16 protein-coding genes are annotated in these 16708 nt (G+C 57.9%); 9 read left to right on the top strand and 7 right to left on the bottom strand.

What is annotated here, in order from left to right; genetic code table 11:
* Positions 1 to 20: 20 nt before the first annotated feature.
* The 6 genes from KW403_RS15310 to rsmA all read left to right on the top strand — a co-directional run bounded on the left by KW403_RS15310 (position 21) and on the right by rsmA (position 7735).
* Positions 21 to 1226 carry an LptF/LptG family permease gene (locus KW403_RS15310; RefSeq protein ID WP_223020303.1) on the top strand — a complete coding sequence of 402 codons (1206 nt, stop codon included), beginning with the start codon at positions 21 to 23 and terminating at the stop codon, positions 1224 to 1226.
* Positions 1223 to 2308, top strand: coding sequence for an LPS export ABC transporter permease LptG (lptG, locus tag KW403_RS15305; protein WP_223020302.1), 1086 nt, complete (start codon positions 1223 to 1225; stop codon positions 2306 to 2308). Before KW403_RS15310 ends, lptG begins: the two co-directional genes overlap by 4 nt.
* Before the next feature lie 26 nt (positions 2309 to 2334).
* Positions 2335 to 4704, top strand: a complete 2370-nt coding sequence (locus tag KW403_RS15300) for an LPS-assembly protein LptD (RefSeq protein ID WP_246637809.1) — start codon at positions 2335 to 2337, stop codon at positions 4702 to 4704.
* Between the two features lie 188 nt (positions 4705 to 4892).
* Positions 4893 to 5828, top strand: coding sequence for a peptidylprolyl isomerase (locus KW403_RS15295; protein WP_223022596.1), 936 nt, complete (start codon positions 4893 to 4895; stop codon positions 5826 to 5828).
* Between the two features lie 69 nt (positions 5829 to 5897).
* Positions 5898 to 6908, top strand: a complete 1011-nt coding sequence (pdxA, locus tag KW403_RS15290; RefSeq protein ID WP_223020301.1) for a 4-hydroxythreonine-4-phosphate dehydrogenase PdxA — start codon at positions 5898 to 5900, stop codon at positions 6906 to 6908.
* Positions 6905 to 7735, top strand: a complete 831-nt coding sequence (gene rsmA, locus KW403_RS15285) for a 16S rRNA (adenine(1518)-N(6)/adenine(1519)-N(6))-dimethyltransferase RsmA (RefSeq protein ID WP_223020300.1) — start codon at positions 6905 to 6907, stop codon at positions 7733 to 7735. The genes pdxA and rsmA overlap by 4 nt, the downstream gene beginning before the upstream one ends.
* A 3-nt stretch (positions 7736 to 7738) precedes the next feature.
* Here rsmA and gmk read toward each other — a convergent pair whose 3' ends face one another.
* The 7 genes from gmk to fabD form a co-directional block, all read right to left on the bottom strand.
* Complete coding sequence (gene gmk, locus KW403_RS15280) at positions 7739 to 8404, bottom strand: guanylate kinase (protein WP_223020299.1); 666 nt, start codon at positions 8402 to 8404, stop codon at positions 7739 to 7741.
* Positions 8405 to 8407: 3 nt separating this feature from the next.
* Positions 8408 to 9298 carry a YicC/YloC family endoribonuclease gene (locus KW403_RS15275; RefSeq protein ID WP_223020298.1) on the bottom strand — a complete coding sequence of 297 codons (891 nt, stop codon included), beginning with the start codon at positions 9296 to 9298 and terminating at the stop codon, positions 8408 to 8410.
* A gap of 39 nt (positions 9299 to 9337) precedes the next feature.
* Entirely contained in the window at positions 9338 to 10504 is a 1167-nt protein-coding gene (mltG, locus tag KW403_RS15270) for an endolytic transglycosylase MltG (protein WP_223020297.1), read from the bottom strand.
* 190 nt (positions 10505 to 10694) lie between these two features.
* Positions 10695 to 11951 carry a beta-ketoacyl-ACP synthase II gene (gene fabF, locus KW403_RS15265; RefSeq protein WP_223020296.1) on the bottom strand — a complete coding sequence of 419 codons (1257 nt, stop codon included), beginning with the start codon at positions 11949 to 11951 and terminating at the stop codon, positions 10695 to 10697.
* Positions 11952 to 12002: 51 nt separating this feature from the next.
* A complete protein-coding gene (locus KW403_RS15260; protein WP_223020295.1) occupies positions 12003 to 12239 on the bottom strand; it encodes an acyl carrier protein in 237 nt (78 codons plus the stop codon).
* Positions 12240 to 12457: 218 nt separating this feature from the next.
* Positions 12458 to 13195, bottom strand: a complete 738-nt coding sequence (gene fabG / locus KW403_RS15255; protein ID WP_223020294.1) for a 3-oxoacyl-[acyl-carrier-protein] reductase — start codon at positions 13193 to 13195, stop codon at positions 12458 to 12460.
* 50 nt (positions 13196 to 13245) lie between these two features.
* Positions 13246 to 14187 carry an ACP S-malonyltransferase gene (gene fabD, locus KW403_RS15250; protein WP_223020293.1) on the bottom strand — a complete coding sequence of 314 codons (942 nt, stop codon included), beginning with the start codon at positions 14185 to 14187 and terminating at the stop codon, positions 13246 to 13248.
* 177 nt (positions 14188 to 14364) lie between these two features.
* Here fabD and KW403_RS15245 point away from each other — a divergent pair, with 177 nt between their 5' ends.
* From KW403_RS15245 to KW403_RS15235, 3 genes are all read left to right on the top strand, one after another.
* Positions 14365 to 14643 carry a hypothetical protein gene (locus KW403_RS15245; protein ID WP_223020292.1) on the top strand — a complete coding sequence of 93 codons (279 nt, stop codon included), beginning with the start codon at positions 14365 to 14367 and terminating at the stop codon, positions 14641 to 14643.
* Between the two features lie 133 nt (positions 14644 to 14776).
* Entirely contained in the window at positions 14777 to 15706 is a 930-nt protein-coding gene (locus tag KW403_RS15240; RefSeq protein WP_223020291.1) for an ABC transporter ATP-binding protein, read from the top strand.
* On the top strand, positions 15703 to 16464 hold the full coding sequence (locus tag KW403_RS15235) for an ABC transporter permease (protein WP_223020290.1): 762 nt from the start codon (positions 15703 to 15705) through the stop codon (positions 16462 to 16464). The genes KW403_RS15240 and KW403_RS15235 overlap by 4 nt, the downstream gene beginning before the upstream one ends.
* Positions 16465 to 16708 lie beyond the last annotated feature (244 nt).

The raw sequence follows: 16708 nt of genomic DNA, 5'->3' as shown, positions 1-16708 counted from the left end.
GAAACGGATTGTCGATATCCATGCGGGTGATCGAACTTTACATCATGCGTCGCACCTTCGCCCTGTTCGCGGCGGCGTTGCTGTGGGTGATCGCACTGGTGTGGACCACGCAGGTCCTCAACCGGATCGATCTCGTGACCGATAGCGGACAATCCGCCGGCACATTCTTTTTCGTCGCGGCCCTCGTTCTGCCGTCCGTCATTCCCATCGTGATCCCCTTTGCGCTCGGCATCGCTGTGGCTCAAACGCTTGCGACGATGAACTCGGATTCCGAGCTCGTGGTCATCAACGCGTCGGGCGCGCCGCGCGCCACCATCATCCGCCCGATACTCATCATCGCAATCGGTGCCAGCCTTGCCTCCTTCCTGATCAACAACACACTGGAGCCCGCCTCACGTCAGGCGTTCCGGTCCGTATTGGCCAACGCCCGCGCAGACCTCATTACCACCGTGCTGCAGGAAGGATCCTTTCAGAAAGTGGATGACGGGCTTTTTGTGCAGGTCTCAGAGCGCCTGCCCAACGGGCTTCTGGGCGGCATTTTCGTGGCCGATTCGCGCGACGAGAACACCAAACTCGTCTACCACGCGCGAACCGGTGCGGCAGTGGAGCGCGAGGAGGGCTCAATCCTAGTAATGCAGGATGGGATGGTGCAGCGTCAATCGGTGAATGGCGACGTCTCGACGATCCGCTTCGATTCCTATGCGTTCGACCTTTCGCAGTTCACGAGCGGAGGTGGGGGAGAACCGACACTGCATCCGAAGGACCGGTCACTCGCCTTTCTTCTGAATCCGGATGTGAATGACACATTCTACAAGAAGTCGCCCCAGATCATCCGTGCCGAGCTGCATATGCGGCTTTCGGAATGGTTGTATCCGCTCGTTTTCGCGATGGTAGCGCTAGCCGTCGCAGGTGATGCGCGATCCTTCCGTGAGGCTAGGCTCCATCCAATTGTGACCACAATGGCAATTTCGCTGATTGTGCGCTGGGTCGGGTTCTATTCGGGCACGGAAGCGGAAAGCTCTCCATTCTTTTCCTTCGTGCTCTACGCCGCTCCCCTTTTGATGATTGGACTATGTGCATTCTTCATCCTCACCAATCGTGTAATGGAATTGCCAACGCACTGGGTTGAGAAGCTGAACGCGCGCCTGCAACGACTGACCGACAGCATGACGCATTGGCGCGTCAGGCTCGCAAGCAGGCGGACACCGGCCGGGAGGCGCGGATGATCGGCCTGACACTGGGCGGCTACTTCTTCCGCCGATACGCCTCGATTGCAGCATGGAACTTCTTCGGCATTGGCCTGCTGATCTTCATCGTTACGTTCGCGGAGGTGTCGAGTCGCTCGGCCGGATTGCCCGGCTATACTGCGCAATGGGCTTTCTCACTCGCGGCGCTGCAGACGCCGATCATCCTCTTGCAGGCTATACCCTTTATCGGGCTCATAGCAGCGATGGCGACGCTGATCAGCCTGAACCGCAAATATGAACTCGTCGTGGCTCGCGCCGCCGGCGTGTCAGCCTGGCAGTTTCTAACACCGATCGCTTTTGGCTCTTTTCTATTTGGCGTGCTGGCAGTGGCTGCACTCAATCCGCTCGCTGCCAACGGCTTCGCCCAGGCCCAGAGCGTCGAAGCCCAGGTGCGGGGCGCCAAAAGCAGCACCAACTCGGAAGCCGAGCAATGGATCAAGCAGCGTTCGGGCGACGAGGAAACCATTGTAGGGTCAAATGCTGTATTGAACGGCGGCCAAGTGCTGGTACGTCCAACATTCTTCCGAATCGATGCCGAAGGTCGCATCTTCGAACGTCTGGATGCCGACCGAGCGTTCCTCCGCGACGGATATTGGGATTTGCAGGGCGTGGCACGTCGACGCGGCACCGCTGCGGCAGAGAAAATCAAGAACATCCAGATCGCAACCAATCTTCAGCCGGAGTTCGTTGGCGAGCAGCTTGCCCGGCCCGAGGCAACGTCGATTTATGCACTGCCTGGAAAGATTGAAGTCGCTCGGTCCTTCGGGCTCAAAGCAAACGCGTTTGCCACGCATTTTCATTCACTTGTGGTGTTGCCACTCCTGCTGGTCGCCATGACCCTGATTGCCGCTACGGTATCCATGAGATTTACTAGAATGGGACAGTCAGCAACGGTGATTCTGGGTGGAATCCTCGCCGGGTTTCTGCTTTATGTGGTTTCGGTCCTGGTCAAGGCGTTCGGCAGCGCTGGAGTTGTTCCTCCGGTGGTGGCTGCTTGGACGCCTGTGGTCGTGGCGATGTTTTATGGGGTGACTTTCCTATTGTACAAGGAGGACGGTTAGTGGGGGTTGCGGCAAAGAGAGCCGGCATGTCCACACGGTTAGCGCACTTGATGGGCGCAACCGCGTTGGCAACCTTGTGCACCTATACATTGCTTCCACAGGCCACTGCCCTTGCGCAGACGGGCGGCCTGGATGTTTCCGATTTGCCTCAGGGCGCGCAGATGCTCCTGACGGCGGAGAATCTGATTTACGACAACGATCTCAATACAATCACAGCTGCTGGCGGTGTGCAGATCGAATACGCTGGCAACAGCCTTGTCGCAGACCGCGTGGTCTATGATCGCCGGACATCGCGGGTGGTGGCGCGCGGGCGTGTGCAGATCATCGAAGAAGACGGCAACAAGATTTTTGCCGACGAGATCGATGTCACCGACGACTTCCGTGACGGCTTTGTCAACGCCTTACGGATCGAGACCGTTGACAAGACCTATTTCGCTGCCGAAAGCGCAGAGCGTTCCGGCGGCCAACTGACGACCTTCAACAACGGTGTCTACACCGCGTGTGAGCCGTGCCGCGAAAAACCCGGCAAGCCACCGATCTGGCAGATCAAGGCTCAGAAGATCATTTGGGACGGCGAATCGAAAACCGTTCGTTTCGAAGGTTCCCGGTTCGAATTCTTCGGTATGCCGATCGCCTACCTACCCTTCTTCGAGGTCGCTGATCCGACCGTGAAGAGAAAGTCCGGCTTTCTTATACCTGGCGCCTCCTATCAGGAAGAAATGGGGGTTGGCATCAGCGTCCCCTATTACTTTGCATTTTCACCGACCTACGACCTGACCGTAACAGGCACCTACTACACCAAGCAGGGTTTTCTCGGGGAGGCCGAATGGCGCCAACGTTTTGACAATGGCCAGTACAGCATCAAGATTGCCGGTATCAAACAACAGAATCCGGAGGCCTGGGATGCGGACACGGTCAACAGGAGTGAAACCGGCCGCGGCATGGTCGGTTCGAAGGGCCAGTTCAGCATCAATCCTCGCTGGACGTTTGGATGGGATGTGTTGGCGCAAACCGACAAGAATTTTTCACGCACCTATGGCATCGACGGCTTTTCCGACACGGTGCAGACATCGCAGCTTTATCTGACAGGCCTCGACGACCGGAATTTTTTCGACCTGAGAGCCTATCATTTTGACATACAAGAAAACGTCCTCGATACCGCCTCCAACGCGCGGAACGACAAGCAACCCTGGGTTTTGCCCAGCTTCGATTATTCCTACACACCGGATGAAGCCGTTGCCGGCGGCGAGCTGAATTTCGATGTAAATGTTCAGAACATTTACCGGGACAGCCTCAGCGGGAACATGACGTCCGCGAATTCGGGGATTTATGAGCGAATCGATGGCGTCGAAGGCCTGACCAGCCGAATGACAGCCGAAGCAGAGTGGAAGCGGTCCTTCGTGAGCTCGGGCGGTCTTGTCGTGACGCCGATTCTGCAGGCGCGGGGAGATGCGATCTACACCGATTACGATGCCAATACGGTCAATGGCGTAACCAGTTTCGAGTTGAACAGCACTGCCGTCGGCAGCGATGTTCGCTCCTCTTATTACCGCTACATGGCCACGGCCGGTCTCGAAGCTCGCTGGCCCATCCTTTTTTCCACCTCCAGCGCCAGCCATGTTCTGGAGCCGATGGCGCAGATTTTCCTAAGGCCGGACGCCCCCTATCAGGACAGGCTGGGCATTCCGAACGAAGACGCCCAGTCGCTTGTATTCGACGCGACAACTCTGTTCGAGCGCGACAAATTCTCCGGGTATGACCGGATCGAAGGTGGCACGCGCGCCAATGTCGGCATCCGCTATTCGGGCAGTTTTGCCAATGGATGGACCACCCAGGGGCTGTTTGGGCAATCCTATCATCTGGCTGGCGAGAACCCGTATGCCCAGACGGACCTCGTCCATGCGGGTGCCTATTCGGGCCTGGAGACGGATGTCTCCGATTTTGTCGGCATGATCGGCATTGCCAGCCCGAACGGCTTTGCCTTTTCCGCCGGAGCCCGATTCGACGAGAAAACCTTCGACATCCGCCGAACCGATCTGAAGACAGCCGCGACATTCGGCCAGCTCACGACGTCGCTGCAATATGCTTACATAGAAGCGCAACCCCTCTACGGGTTTGACGATGACCGGCAGGAAGTGACCGGCGTTGCCAAAGTTCGCTTTGATGAGAACTGGAGCGGCTTCGCGTCGGGGACATATGATGTCGAGAGTCAAACCCTGGTGAAGAACGACTATGGTTTCTCGTATGGGGACGAATGTTTCATTTATTCGATGACCTATTCCCGCAGCAAGAACCGCGACACGCAGGAAGTCAGCCAGTCTTTCGGTTTCCGCATTTCGCTGCGAACTATCGGCGACTTCGGCACCAGCAGCGGCGAGCTGAACACCAGCTTTTAGCCCGTCTCATTTCAGGCCCCGTTCAGGTGACGGGGCCTTTTCACATGGCATTTGCGCCTTCTTCCGGAGCAAAAGGCCACGTTTTTGCCCCACCCGATGTCGATAAAACAGCTTAAGGGACTGTAGCTCCCGTGCAATTGCTGTTATCTCAGACGCAATTGCGGGGTGCAAAGATGAGATCAATGACGATGTTTAGCAATTGCAGGCGATTTCTGAGCGCAGGCGTTCTCGCGGTGGCCATGGCAACGACCTTGCCACTGCTTCCCGGAGCAGTCGCACAAGCGACGGAAATCCGCTATGTGGTGAACAACGCGCCAATCACCAGCTACGATATCGATCGTCGCATGGCGTTCCTCAAACTACAGCGTGAAGGCGGCAATCTACGTCAAAAAGCAACCGATCAGATGATCGAGCAGACGCTGAAAATTCAGGAAATGCAGCGCGGCAATATCAACATACCTGATGAGATGGTGAATCAAGCTTATGCCCGCTTCGCCAGCGGCAATCGCATGACGGCCAGCCAGTTGAACACCGTTTTGGCGCAAAGCGGAGTCACTGCCGATCATTTCAAGGAGTTCATTCGCTCCCAGATCGGCTGGGGGCGAGTCATGCAAGCACGCTCCAGTTCGGCAGGTCGCATGAGCGAGCAGGATGTGGTCGCCAAAATGCTTCAGCAGGGTGGCAGCAAACCGAGCGCCACCGAATACATGCTCCAGCAGGTGATCTTTGTGGTTCCTTCAGGGCAACGTTCCAGTCTTATGGGTAAACGCAAGCGTGAAGCGCAAGCCATGCGCGACCGGTTCCGGGGCTGCGATAGCACGCGTCAGTTTGCCAAAGGCCTGATAGACGTGACGGTACGTGACCTCGGCCGTATTCTCGAGCCCGAGTTGCCGACCGACTGGAAGGAGCAGGTTATAAAAACCACTCCTGGAAGTGCGACCGTCGTTCGCGAAACAGAACGCGGTGTTGAGTTCATCGGCGTGTGCAGCACACGAGAGGTTTCCGATGATCGCGTTGCGCAAATGGTCTTCCAGAATGAAAACTCGGGGAATGACTCGATGGAAAAGGAAGCGCAAGAATTCCTCGCCGAATTGCGCAAGAATGCACGCATTAGCCAGCGGTGACTTGCCACGGGCCTGGCGCAACAGGGTCCTCTTCGTTCCACCAGCTATTTCTCCAGAAGGAGATGGGTCGTGCTCCCGCTCGCGCTCAGCATCGGCGATCCTTCCGGGATAGGTCCCGAAATCATCCTCAAGGCCTGGCTCGAAAGACGCAGGCATGAGTTGCCTCCATTTTACCTCCTTGGGGATCCGGCGTTTGTTTCGGCGCGAGCGCGGTCCCTGGGACTGGATGTTCCGATTGCGGAAACCGAACCGGAACAGGCGGTGGTCGGCTTTGCTACACACCTGCCAATTTCGCCGCTCGACAACAGGCTGACCGACAATCCGGGACATGCAGAAACGGTGAATGCTGCTGGCGTCATCGAAGCGGTTTCGCGGGCCGTGGATGATACGATGCAGATGCGCTCTGCAGCGGTGGTGACAGCTCCCATAGCCAAGAAGCCACTCTATGACGCGGGTTTCCGCTATCCTGGCCATACGGAGTTTCTCGGTCATCTGGCAGTAGAAATCACCGGGGCTCCAGCAAAGCCTGTGATGATGCTGGCAGGCCCTGAATTGCGCACCATACCGGTGACTGTTCATGAGCCGCTGGCAACGGTTCCTTCAACGCTTACACGGGAGCTTGTTGAAGAAACGGCCAGGATAGCCGCGCGCGATCTGCGCGAACGCTTTGGCATTGCCGCCCCCCGGCTTGCGATCGCCGGCCTCAATCCCCATGCAGGCGAAGGCGGGGCAATGGGGACCGAAGACAACGATATCATCGCACCGGCAATCCAGGCGTTACAGGCGGAAGGCATCGACGCATTTGGCCCTCTACCCGCCGACACGATGTTTCATGCTCGCGCTCGACAAGGCTATGACGCAGCGCTTTGCATGTATCACGACCAGGCATTGATCCCCGTTAAAACCGTTGCATTCGACGAGACAGTGAATGTTACCCTTGGTCTACCCTTCATTCGCACCTCTCCCGACCATGGCACAGCGTTTGATATTGCTTCCAAAGGCATTGCGCGAGCTGACAGCATGATTGCGGCGATCAGGCTTGCGCGTGAGCTGGCGAACAACGCCGGTGGCGTGCGATGAGCGCCGACGGCCTGCCTCCGCTGCGCGAGGTGATCGCCGCTCATGGCCTTGCCGCGAAGAAATCGCTCGGTCAGAATTTTCTTCTCGATCTCAATTTGACGGCGAAGGTGGCGCGCGCTGCCGGAAACCTCGAAGGCGCGACGGTGATCGAGGTTGGCCCCGGCCCGGGAGGCCTGACGCGAGCACTTCTCATGGCAGGCGCCGAACGTGTCATAGCTGTCGAGCGCGATGAACGCTGCCTTGACGCCCTGGCTGAAATCGCCGGTCACTATCCGGGCCGGCTTGACGTTGTCAGTGGCGATGCCATGGAAACGGATTTCGCCGCTCTGGCACCGCATGCGGCAGGTGATGTACGGATCGTGGCGAACCTGCCCTATAACATCGGCACCGAGCTTCTGCTGCGCTGGCTGACGCCGGAAAGCTGGCCGCCCTTCTACGCCTCCATGACATTGATGTTTCAACGCGAGGTGGCGCAACGGATCGTCGCGCAGCCTGGCGACAAGACCTATGGCCGGCTTGGGGTTTTGGCCGGGTGGCGCACGGAGGCAAAGATCGCTTTCGACCTGCCCCCACAAGCCTTTACCCCGCCGCCCAAAGTGACCTCGTCGGTGGTGCATATCGTCCCGCGCATGGCACCGCTGGCCGTCGATCCGGCGAAGCTGGCGAAGATCACCGAAGCGGCCTTCGGACAACGCCGCAAAATGCTGCGCCAGAGCCTGAAATCGCTCGGTGGGGAGACGCTTCTGGCACGGGCGGGGATTGATGCCACGCGCCGGGCAGAGACGCTTTCGGTGGCTGAATTCGTCACGCTGGCTAACAACGCCTAAGCGTCAGTTCGCCTCTTCTGCCAAAAGCCCTGCCACGAAATCGAACAGGCCGGGACGCCGGTCGCGGCGAAGGCGCTCTGCCTCGACGATCGAGCGTACTGAAGAAAAGGCCCGATCAAGCTGGTCATTAATGACCACGTAATCGTAGTCAATCCACTTTTCGATCTCGGTGCGTGCGTTCTTCAAACGTGTTTGAATGATCTCCGGCGTATCTTCTGCGCGCCGTGTGAGACGGCCGAGTAGCTCTTTCATGGTCGGCGGCAGAATGAAGATCGACACGACATCGCCGCGCATCTTCTCGCGCAATTGCTCTGCTCCCTGCCAATCTATGTCAAAGAGCATATCGCGGCCCTCTGTGAGCGCCCTCTCCACCGGGCCGCGTGGGGTGCCGTAAAAATTGCCGTGAACTTCGGCCCATTCGAGCAGCTCGTCATTGTCGCGCATGATCTCGAATTCGCGCTGCGACTTGAAATGGTAATGGACCCCTTCGATCTCGCTGCCTCGACGCGCACGCGTCGTCACGCTGACAGAAAGCTCGAAACCTGGCACCTGCGCCAGCAATGTGCGCGCGATGGTGGATTTTCCCGCCCCCGAGGGCGAGGACAGTACCAGCATAAGACCGCGCCGCGAGACGTCGGTGGAAACGGCAGGCGAGAATTCCGAGGACATGGTCTACTCCAGATTTTGCACCTGCTCGCGAAACTGATCCACCACGGCCTTCAGCTCCAGGCCAATGGCCGTCACGGTTGCCGCATTGGATTTTGAGCAAAGCGTATTGGATTCGCGGTTGAACTCCTGGCCCAGAAAGTCGAGCTTTCGCCCGACGGGGCCGCCTGCGGCGATCAGCGCCCGCGCCGATGCAATGTGCGTGCGCAGACGGTCAATTTCCTCGCGTATGTCGGCTTTTGCCGCGAGAATGGCTGCTTCCGCATGCAAACGATCCGAATCGAAGCCGGTGGTTGCATCGAGAAGTCGCGCTACCTGCTCTCGCAGTCGCTCCCGAATGGCCTCGGGAGAGCGCGAAGCATCAGCTTCCACCTGATCGGTCAAGGCCTCAATACGCGTCACATGATCGAGCATTATTGCTTGCAACGCACTGCCCTCATCCCGGCGGGCTTCCTCAAGGCCCTGCAGCGCTTCGTCGAAGGCCGCAAGGATCGCCTCATCCAGGGACGCGCGCATCTCTTCATCCGCGACTGGATCGGCGAAATCGAGAACCCCACGCAGACCCAGCAGCCCATCGGCTGTTGCCGGCCCCGTGCCGAACTGGTCCTGCAACCGTCCGGCAAGAGCCGCAATCTCTTTTAGAAAGTCCTCGTCGACGACAGGGCGGCGCAAAGCGGCGCTCTGCGTGAAAGTGAGTGAGGCCTGAACATTGCCGCGGGAAAATCGCTTCTGCAGGCGCTGACGCGCCGTCTGCTCGATGCGCTCGAAGCCTGCCGGCAGACGAAAGCGCGCTTCGAGGCTACGCCCGTTGACCGACTTCACCTCCCAGGCGACGCTTCCTGCATCGTGGTCGCGTGCGGCACGGGCAAAACCCGTCATGCTCTGGAGCCTGCTCATGCCTCCCCCTCGTGCAGTCGTGTCAACGCGCGCACCGGCTCAGTTCGAGCCGTTCTCGCCGGCGCTCTCACCCTCCGCCCGCCGCTCGCGTTCCACCTTGCGCCAGCGAGCGACATTTTCGTTGTGTTCCTTGAGCGTCTTGGCGAAAACGTGCCCGCCTGTTCCATCGGCGACGAAATAAAGCTCATCCGTCTGAGAGGGATTGGCCACGGCCTCAAGTGCCGCGCGGCCAGGATTGGCAATGGGTGTGGGCGGCAAACCATCGATCAGGTAAGTGTTGTAGGGCGTTTTCTTGTCGAGATCGGATCGATAAATCGGTCGATCAGATGGTTTCCCCTGACCACCGAACAACCCGTAAATGATCGTGGGATCCGACTGCAGACGCATGCCTTTGCGCAAACGGTTGATGAACACGGCGGCAACCCGCGGGCGTTCGTCAGCTATGCCAGTCTCCTTCTCCACGATGGAAGCGAGCGTCACGAATTCGTTCTTGTCCTGAATGGGCAAGTCTTCGTCGCGACGTTCCCAGATGCTGTCGACAAGCTCTCGCTGATCCTCGAGCAGTTTCTCCACGACCGCCGTCCGGTCCATCCCGCGCGTGAAACGTAGCGTATCGGCAGCAAGACTGCCTTCGGGCGGGAGTTCCTCGGGCAGAGTGCCAGAAAGCTCTTCGGTTTCACGGATCCGCTCGAACACCTGGAACACGGTCTGGCCCTCAGGAATGGTGAGCGAGTAAAGAACGCTTTTGCCGCTCTTCAACAATTCCATGATCTCATGCATGGAAGCGCCGGCATCGATGGCGTACTCGCCCGCCTTCAACTCGGAATCCGCGCCATAGGCGCGAACGCCGAGCGAGAATATCCGGGCATCGGAGATAACGCCTTCTCGCTCAAGCAGGCTTGCAATCTGACGAACACCGGTGTTCGGCTTGATCATAACGGTCTCAGCCGTCCGCGAAGGGCCTGGCTGATGGAATTCCCGCTTGCCAAAGTAAAATGCGAAACCGGCAAGAATGACCAGAAACACGATGGATGAGAACACGAAGTTCAGGAACACCACAAACTGGCTGCGCGCACGCTTCGAGCGCCGCGGAGGCGGTGTGCCAGCCTCTGGCCGCAAGGTTTGGTTGGCCGATTTGAACGCTCGACCGCGTTCCTCGCCCGCCTGACGGCCGTAGCCCGTATTGTCTCCGGAAGTCCCTGTCATGCCTGTTGGACCGCTCCCTCAGAACGGCGCCAATGGTCGCCGGTCCTGTCCTAATCTGTATAAACACCCTGAGCGATCACGCTGGCTTCAGAAGACCGCTCTTCCAGAGCCTGGTGACCACTGTTTCGATTCGTGACTGCCAGACTGAATTGCGAAAATGGCAAAACTGCAAGCCTGTTATTGCAAAGCCTCAGGCGTCATACCGTTTGAATACGAGAGACGCATTGGTGCCACCAAAGCCAAAAGAGTTGGACAATGCCACGTCAACCTGTCGCTCGCGCGGCTGATTGGGCACCAAGTCTATGGGTGTTTCCACCTGTGGATTGTCGAGATTGATGGTCGGCGGGGCGATATTATCGCGAATGGCCAAAACCGAGAAAATGGCCTCCGCCGCGCCGGCTGCACCCAGAAGATGCCCGATCGAGGATTTGGTGGAGGACATCGACACCTTGCTCGCAGCATCCCCGAGGAGCCGCTCCACGGCACCGAGTTCAATCGTGTCCGCCATGGTGGATGTACCATGAGCGTTGATGTAATCCACATCGGCGGCGGAAAGACCTGCGCGCTTCAACGCAGCCTTCATGCAGCGATAGGCGCCGTCACCATCCTCGGCCGGAGCCGTGATGTGGTAAGCGTCGCCCGTCAGGCCATAGCCAACCACTTCCGCATAGACCCTGGCACCGCGTGCCTTTGCGTGCTCCAACTCTTCCAGAACAACCACGCCGGCACCCTCGCCCATGACAAAACCGTCACGATCGCGATCATAGGGACGAGAAGCCTTTTCTGGCGTGTCGTTGAAGCTGGTGGAAAGTGCTTTGCATGCAGAAAAGCCGGCAATGGACAGGCGTGTGATCGGCGCTTCCGCACCGCCTGCGAGCATGACGTCGGCATCCCCCAGCATGATAAGCCGAGCGGCATCGCCAATGGCGTGCGCACCGGTTGAACACGCGGTCACCACCGCATGGTTCGGCCCTTTCAGCCCATGGCGGATCGATACCTGGCCGGAGACCAGATTGATGATGTTGCCAGGAATGAAGAAGGGGCTGATGCGGCGCGGGCCGCGCTCAGCAAGCGTCAAGGCGTTCTCAGCAATACCCTCAATGCCACCGATCCCCGAGCCAATAAGCACACCGGTGGCATATTTTTCGTCCTCGGTTTCCGGCTTCCAGCCTGAATCCTCCAGCGCCTGATCAGCTGCAGCAATGCCGTAGGTGATAAATTCACCGATCTTGCGTTGCTCACGCGGCTCCAGAAAACCATCAGGGTCGAAAGCCCCTTCGCCTTCGCGAGGGATCGAATTGGCGATTTTGCAGGCCAGATCATCGACCTCAAAACGATCGATACGGCTGGCCGCACTCTTGCCCGAAAGCAGGCTCTTCCACCCATGTTCAACACCGAGGCCGAAGGGTGAAAGAAGCCCCATACCGGTGACGACGACGCGTCTCATATGCTGATTATCCGCCTTGACTACGTTTCGTAATGAAAACGCCGGACGGCCTCAGGTGGTCGCCTTGTCGATGTATTTCACCGCGTCGCCAACGGTGAGAATCGTCTCGGCAGCGTCATCCGGAATTTCAACGCCGAACTCTTCTTCAAAGGCCATGACCAGCTCGACCGTGTCGAGGCTGTCTGCACCAAGATCATCAATGAAGCTTGCGCCTTCGGTCACCTTGTCGCCTTCGACGCCCAGATGTTCGACAACGATTTTCTTAACGCGTTCTGCAGTATCGCTCATGAGAGAACCCTCGACTTTCTGAATTTCCGATCTTCGTTAGCCGCACGAATGCCGCTAATCAAGCGAAATGACGACTAAAGCGCCGATACGCTCGACGCCCAGTCTGTTATGCTCCGTTGACGATGCACATTGTGCATGCGGTGTGCGGAACGGCTTCGAGCGGGCGCTTATCACGATTTTAACGCGCGCGCCAAGCGTTATTCCTCACTCTCCCACGTTCAGATCATTGCCATGCCGCCATTGACGTGGACGGTCTGGCCTGTGACGTAAGAAGCTTCATTGGAGGCAAGATAGGTGACGGCGGACGCGATTTCATCGCCACTGCCCATACGCCTCATGGGAATGGCCCCCATGATCGCGTCCCGCTGCTTTTCGCTGAGTTTGTCGGTCATGGCCGATTCGATAAATCCTGGCGCAACGCAGTTCACGGTGATCGACCGGCTTGCGATTTCCTGAGCAAGCGACTTCGAAAAGCCGATCAGACCCGCCTTGGAAGCACAGTAATTCGCCTGGCCGGGATTGCCGGTTACACCGACGACAGAGGTGATGTTGACGATCCGGCCGAATCGACGGCGCATCATCGGATGTGTCAATTCACGTGTAAGCCTGAAAACAGAACCGAGGTTGATCTCCAGAACCTGGTCCCAATCATCATCGCTCATGCGCACGAATAGGCCGTCGCGGGTGATGCCGGCATTGTTCACAAGAATGTCGACACCCTCAAGTTCCGATTCCGCCTTTTCGGCCAACTGCTTGACTTCGCTACGGTCTGAAAGGTTGGCGGGAAGCAGTTTCACGCGGTCGCCGAGATCGGAAGCCAGGGTTTCCAGCTTCTCAACCCGCGTGCCGTGCAGACCGACGATCGCGCCCTGAGCATGAAGGGCTCGCGCGATCGCTTGGCCGATACCGCCCGACGCTCCTGTTACCAGTGCCTTGCGGCCGCTCAGATCAAACATGGCCATTTCCTTCCCAATCACCTGAATGTCTTGTTATCGGCCATGCGGGCTCAGAGGAGCGCCGCCATAGCCGTTTCTATCTCTGCCGGCGTGTTGACCGGAACCGCTACGAGATCGCGATTGATGCGGCGGGCAAGACCTGACAGCACCTTGCCCGAACCGATCTCGTATAGTGTGTCCACACCGTTATCACCAAACCAGCCGATGGTTTCGCGCCACCGCACCCGACCCGTGACTTGCTCGACCAACCTTTCGGCGATCTCTTCAGGATCAGTGACAGGGGTCACGGTGACATTGGCCACTACCGGAACAGCCGGAGCGTGCTTTCTGACATCGGCGAGGGCATCGCGCATCGCGTCGGCTGCCGGCTGCATAAGGGCGGAATGGAATGGTGCCGATACCGGAAGCATGATCGCGCGCTTGGCGCCCTTTTCTGAGGCAAGCTTCGCGGCTTCTTCGACGGCGCCTTTGGCTCCGGATATCACAAGCTGGCCGCCACCATTGTCATTGGCGATCTGGCAAACACCCTCTTTGCCAACAATCGCACAAACAGCGTCGACATCTGCAGCCTCGAGACCGATGATAGCCGCCATCGCTCCTTGCCCTACAGGCACTGCAGCCTGCATGGCATTGCCGCGAATGCGCAAAAGGCGGGCGGTATCAGCCAGAGAAAAAGTTCCTGCAGCACACAATGCGGAATATTCGCCAAGCGAATGGCCGGCAACGTAAGACACTTTGCCCTTGAGCGAGAGCCCCCCCTTTTCCATGACCCGCATCGTGGCGATGGAAACAGCCATGAGTGCAGGTTGCGCATTGGCAGTGAGCGTCAGTTCATCCTCGGGACCGTCCCACATGATTCTGGACAGATTCTGTTCCAGCGCGTCATCGACTTCCTGGAAAACGTCCCGCGCCTCGGGAAACGCGTCAGCAAGATCGCGCCCCATGCCGACAGCCTGGCTTCCCTGACCTGGAAAGGTGAAAGCTGTGCCCATCGCCAAATCTCCGGTATTGATCGTTATCGGGCGCCTCTGGTGACGCAACACGATCGGCACGTCAAGCTTTTTGGGCTTTTTCAGAGTGCGATGTCCTTGACATGAAAATTCCACAATTGAGGAGAGATGTATCGCTCTTCCGCCCCATTTCCGGTGGCGTGCACGGGTATTTTAAACATGACTCTCGAACCAAATGAGCCACAGCTGCAGGAAATTGCGCCTCGCCGCCGGCTCACGCTCGCCCAGACGCTGGGCTTTGTCTCTGTGACGCTCTTCATTTCAACGGAAGTGGCAACCGCCTCCGCTGCGGGGATATGGGGAATCTCCGGATTGCTTCACCTTCAGACCGTTGGCGAAGTCATTCTTTCCGTGATTGTTGGCATTCCAACGCTTTTCGCGATGGTGCGCTGCGGACAACTCGCCTTTGCAGCGGAGACTGACCCGGAAAACAACTGATCCGGGCACGGGAAAAGAAACCGTCTGTTCATGTCAGGAAATGTCAGCGAGCTCGTGAGCGCGCTGGCAAGCGGACTGCACATTGCCTATATGTTCGCGGCCTGCCACTGCCCCGACATGACGGATGTTTTCGATGACGACCGCACTTTCAATCAAAGACCTTTCCAAGACCTACGACACTGGATTGACCGCTCTGAAATCGGTCGACCTCGAGATAAGGCGCGGCGAGATTCTCGCCTTACTCGGCCCCAACGGTGCCGGCAAGACCACGTTGATATCGATCATTTGCGGCCTGGTGAAGCCGTCGACCGGTACGGTTACTGTGGAGGGACACGACATCGTGGCCGATTTCCGGCAAGCACGCCAGCTCATCGGCCTTGTTCCTCAGGAACTTCACGTGGAGTCCTTCGAGACCGTCTGGGACACGGTTACCTACAGCCGTGGCCTCTTTGGCAAAAAGCCCGCACCGGCCCTGATCGAACAAATACTTCGCGACCTCTCCCTTTTCGAAAAGAAAGACGAAAGGATCATGGCTCTTTCAGGGGGTATGAAACGGCGCGTGATGATTGCCAAGGCCCTGGCGCATGAACCACGCATCCTGTTTCTGGATGAGCCCACCGCCGGCGTTGATGTGGAATTGCGCAAGGATATGTGGCGTCTGGTCAACCGGCTGCGTGACACAGGCGTCACTATCATTCTCACCACGCACTACATCGAGGAGGCCGAGGAAATTGCCGACAGGGTTGGCGTCATTCGCAAGGGTGAACTGCTTTTGGTCGAAGATAAGGTCGAACTGATGCGTAAGCTTGGCCAGAAGCAACTCACTCTGGACCTGCAACAGCCGATCGACCAGATTCCCGAAGCCCTGTCCGACTATGAACTGGCCCTGGATATGGCTGGCACCCGCCTCACCTATCAATATGACACGGCCGCGCAGCGCACCGGTATAGCCACGCTCCTCTCGGCCTTGTCCTCTGCCGGAATAACCGTAAAAGACCTCGATACCGAGCAGCGCTCGCTCGAGGATATCTTTGTGAGCCTCGTCGAGGAGGAAGCCCCGTGAATTTTCAGTCCGTCAAAGCCATCTACCTCTTCGAAATGGCGCGCATGAAGCGCACGCTCCTGCAAAGCGTGATTTCGCCCGTTCTGTCGACATCGCTTTATTTCATCGTTTTCGGTGCAGCCATCGGTTCGCGCATCGAGGCGATCGATGGCGTCCAGTATGGTGCCTTCATCGTGCCCGGCCTTATGATGCTGACACTGCTCCAGAACTCCATCTCCAACGCGTCGTTCGGCATCTACTTTCCCAAGTTCATCGGCACGATTTACGAGGTGTTGTCGGCACCTATCTCATTTCTAGAGATCGTGATTGGCTATGTAGGGGCAGCTGCAACCAAGTCGCTGATCCTTGGTCTGATTATACTGGCAACGGCGCATCTTTTTGTGCCCATTGAGATCAAGCACCCATTCTGGATGCTGTTCTTCCTGGTGATGACGGCGATAACTTTCAGTCTCTTCGGCTTCATCATCGGCATCTGGGCCGACAATTTTGAGAAGCTCCAGTTGATTCCGTTGCTGGTGGTCACGCCACTCGTCTTTCTTGGAGGCTCGTTCTACTCCATCGAAATGTTGCCAGAGTTTTGGCAAAAGGTGACGCTTGCCAATCCCGTGCTCTACCTTATCAGCGGTTTCCGCTGGAGCTTCTACGAGACTTCGGACGTGGGGATCGGCGTGAGCATTGCCATGATTTGCTTCTTCCTTGTCCTCTGCCTCAGCGCCATCTGGTCGATTTTCAAGACAGGGTACAAGCTCAAGACATGACCTGGCCTTGCTTCTGCGAGAGAACTCTGTATAAGCGCGCGATCTGCCGGTCTCAGCTGGGGGCTGAACGGAGGGCCGTTCGCTTATCGAATTCGTGAAGCGTGCGCTGTGAAGACAGGTTCTTCCGCCTCCCGTGTCTCCGCTCTCGACCGTCCAACGCGCTTTTCTTCGGCCCCTCGGGGACAAGACTAGTCGCAGAGGCTTAGCCGCTGGCCGGTGGATGGAAACGAAGAAAGGCAAGACA

The organism is Nitratireductor kimnyeongensis, from assembly GCF_019891395.1.
Lineage (GTDB): Bacteria > Pseudomonadota > Alphaproteobacteria > Rhizobiales > Rhizobiaceae > Nitratireductor > Nitratireductor kimnyeongensis.
Note: the sequence above shows the minus strand (reverse complement) of the source record. Positions and strands in the feature narration are given on the sequence as shown.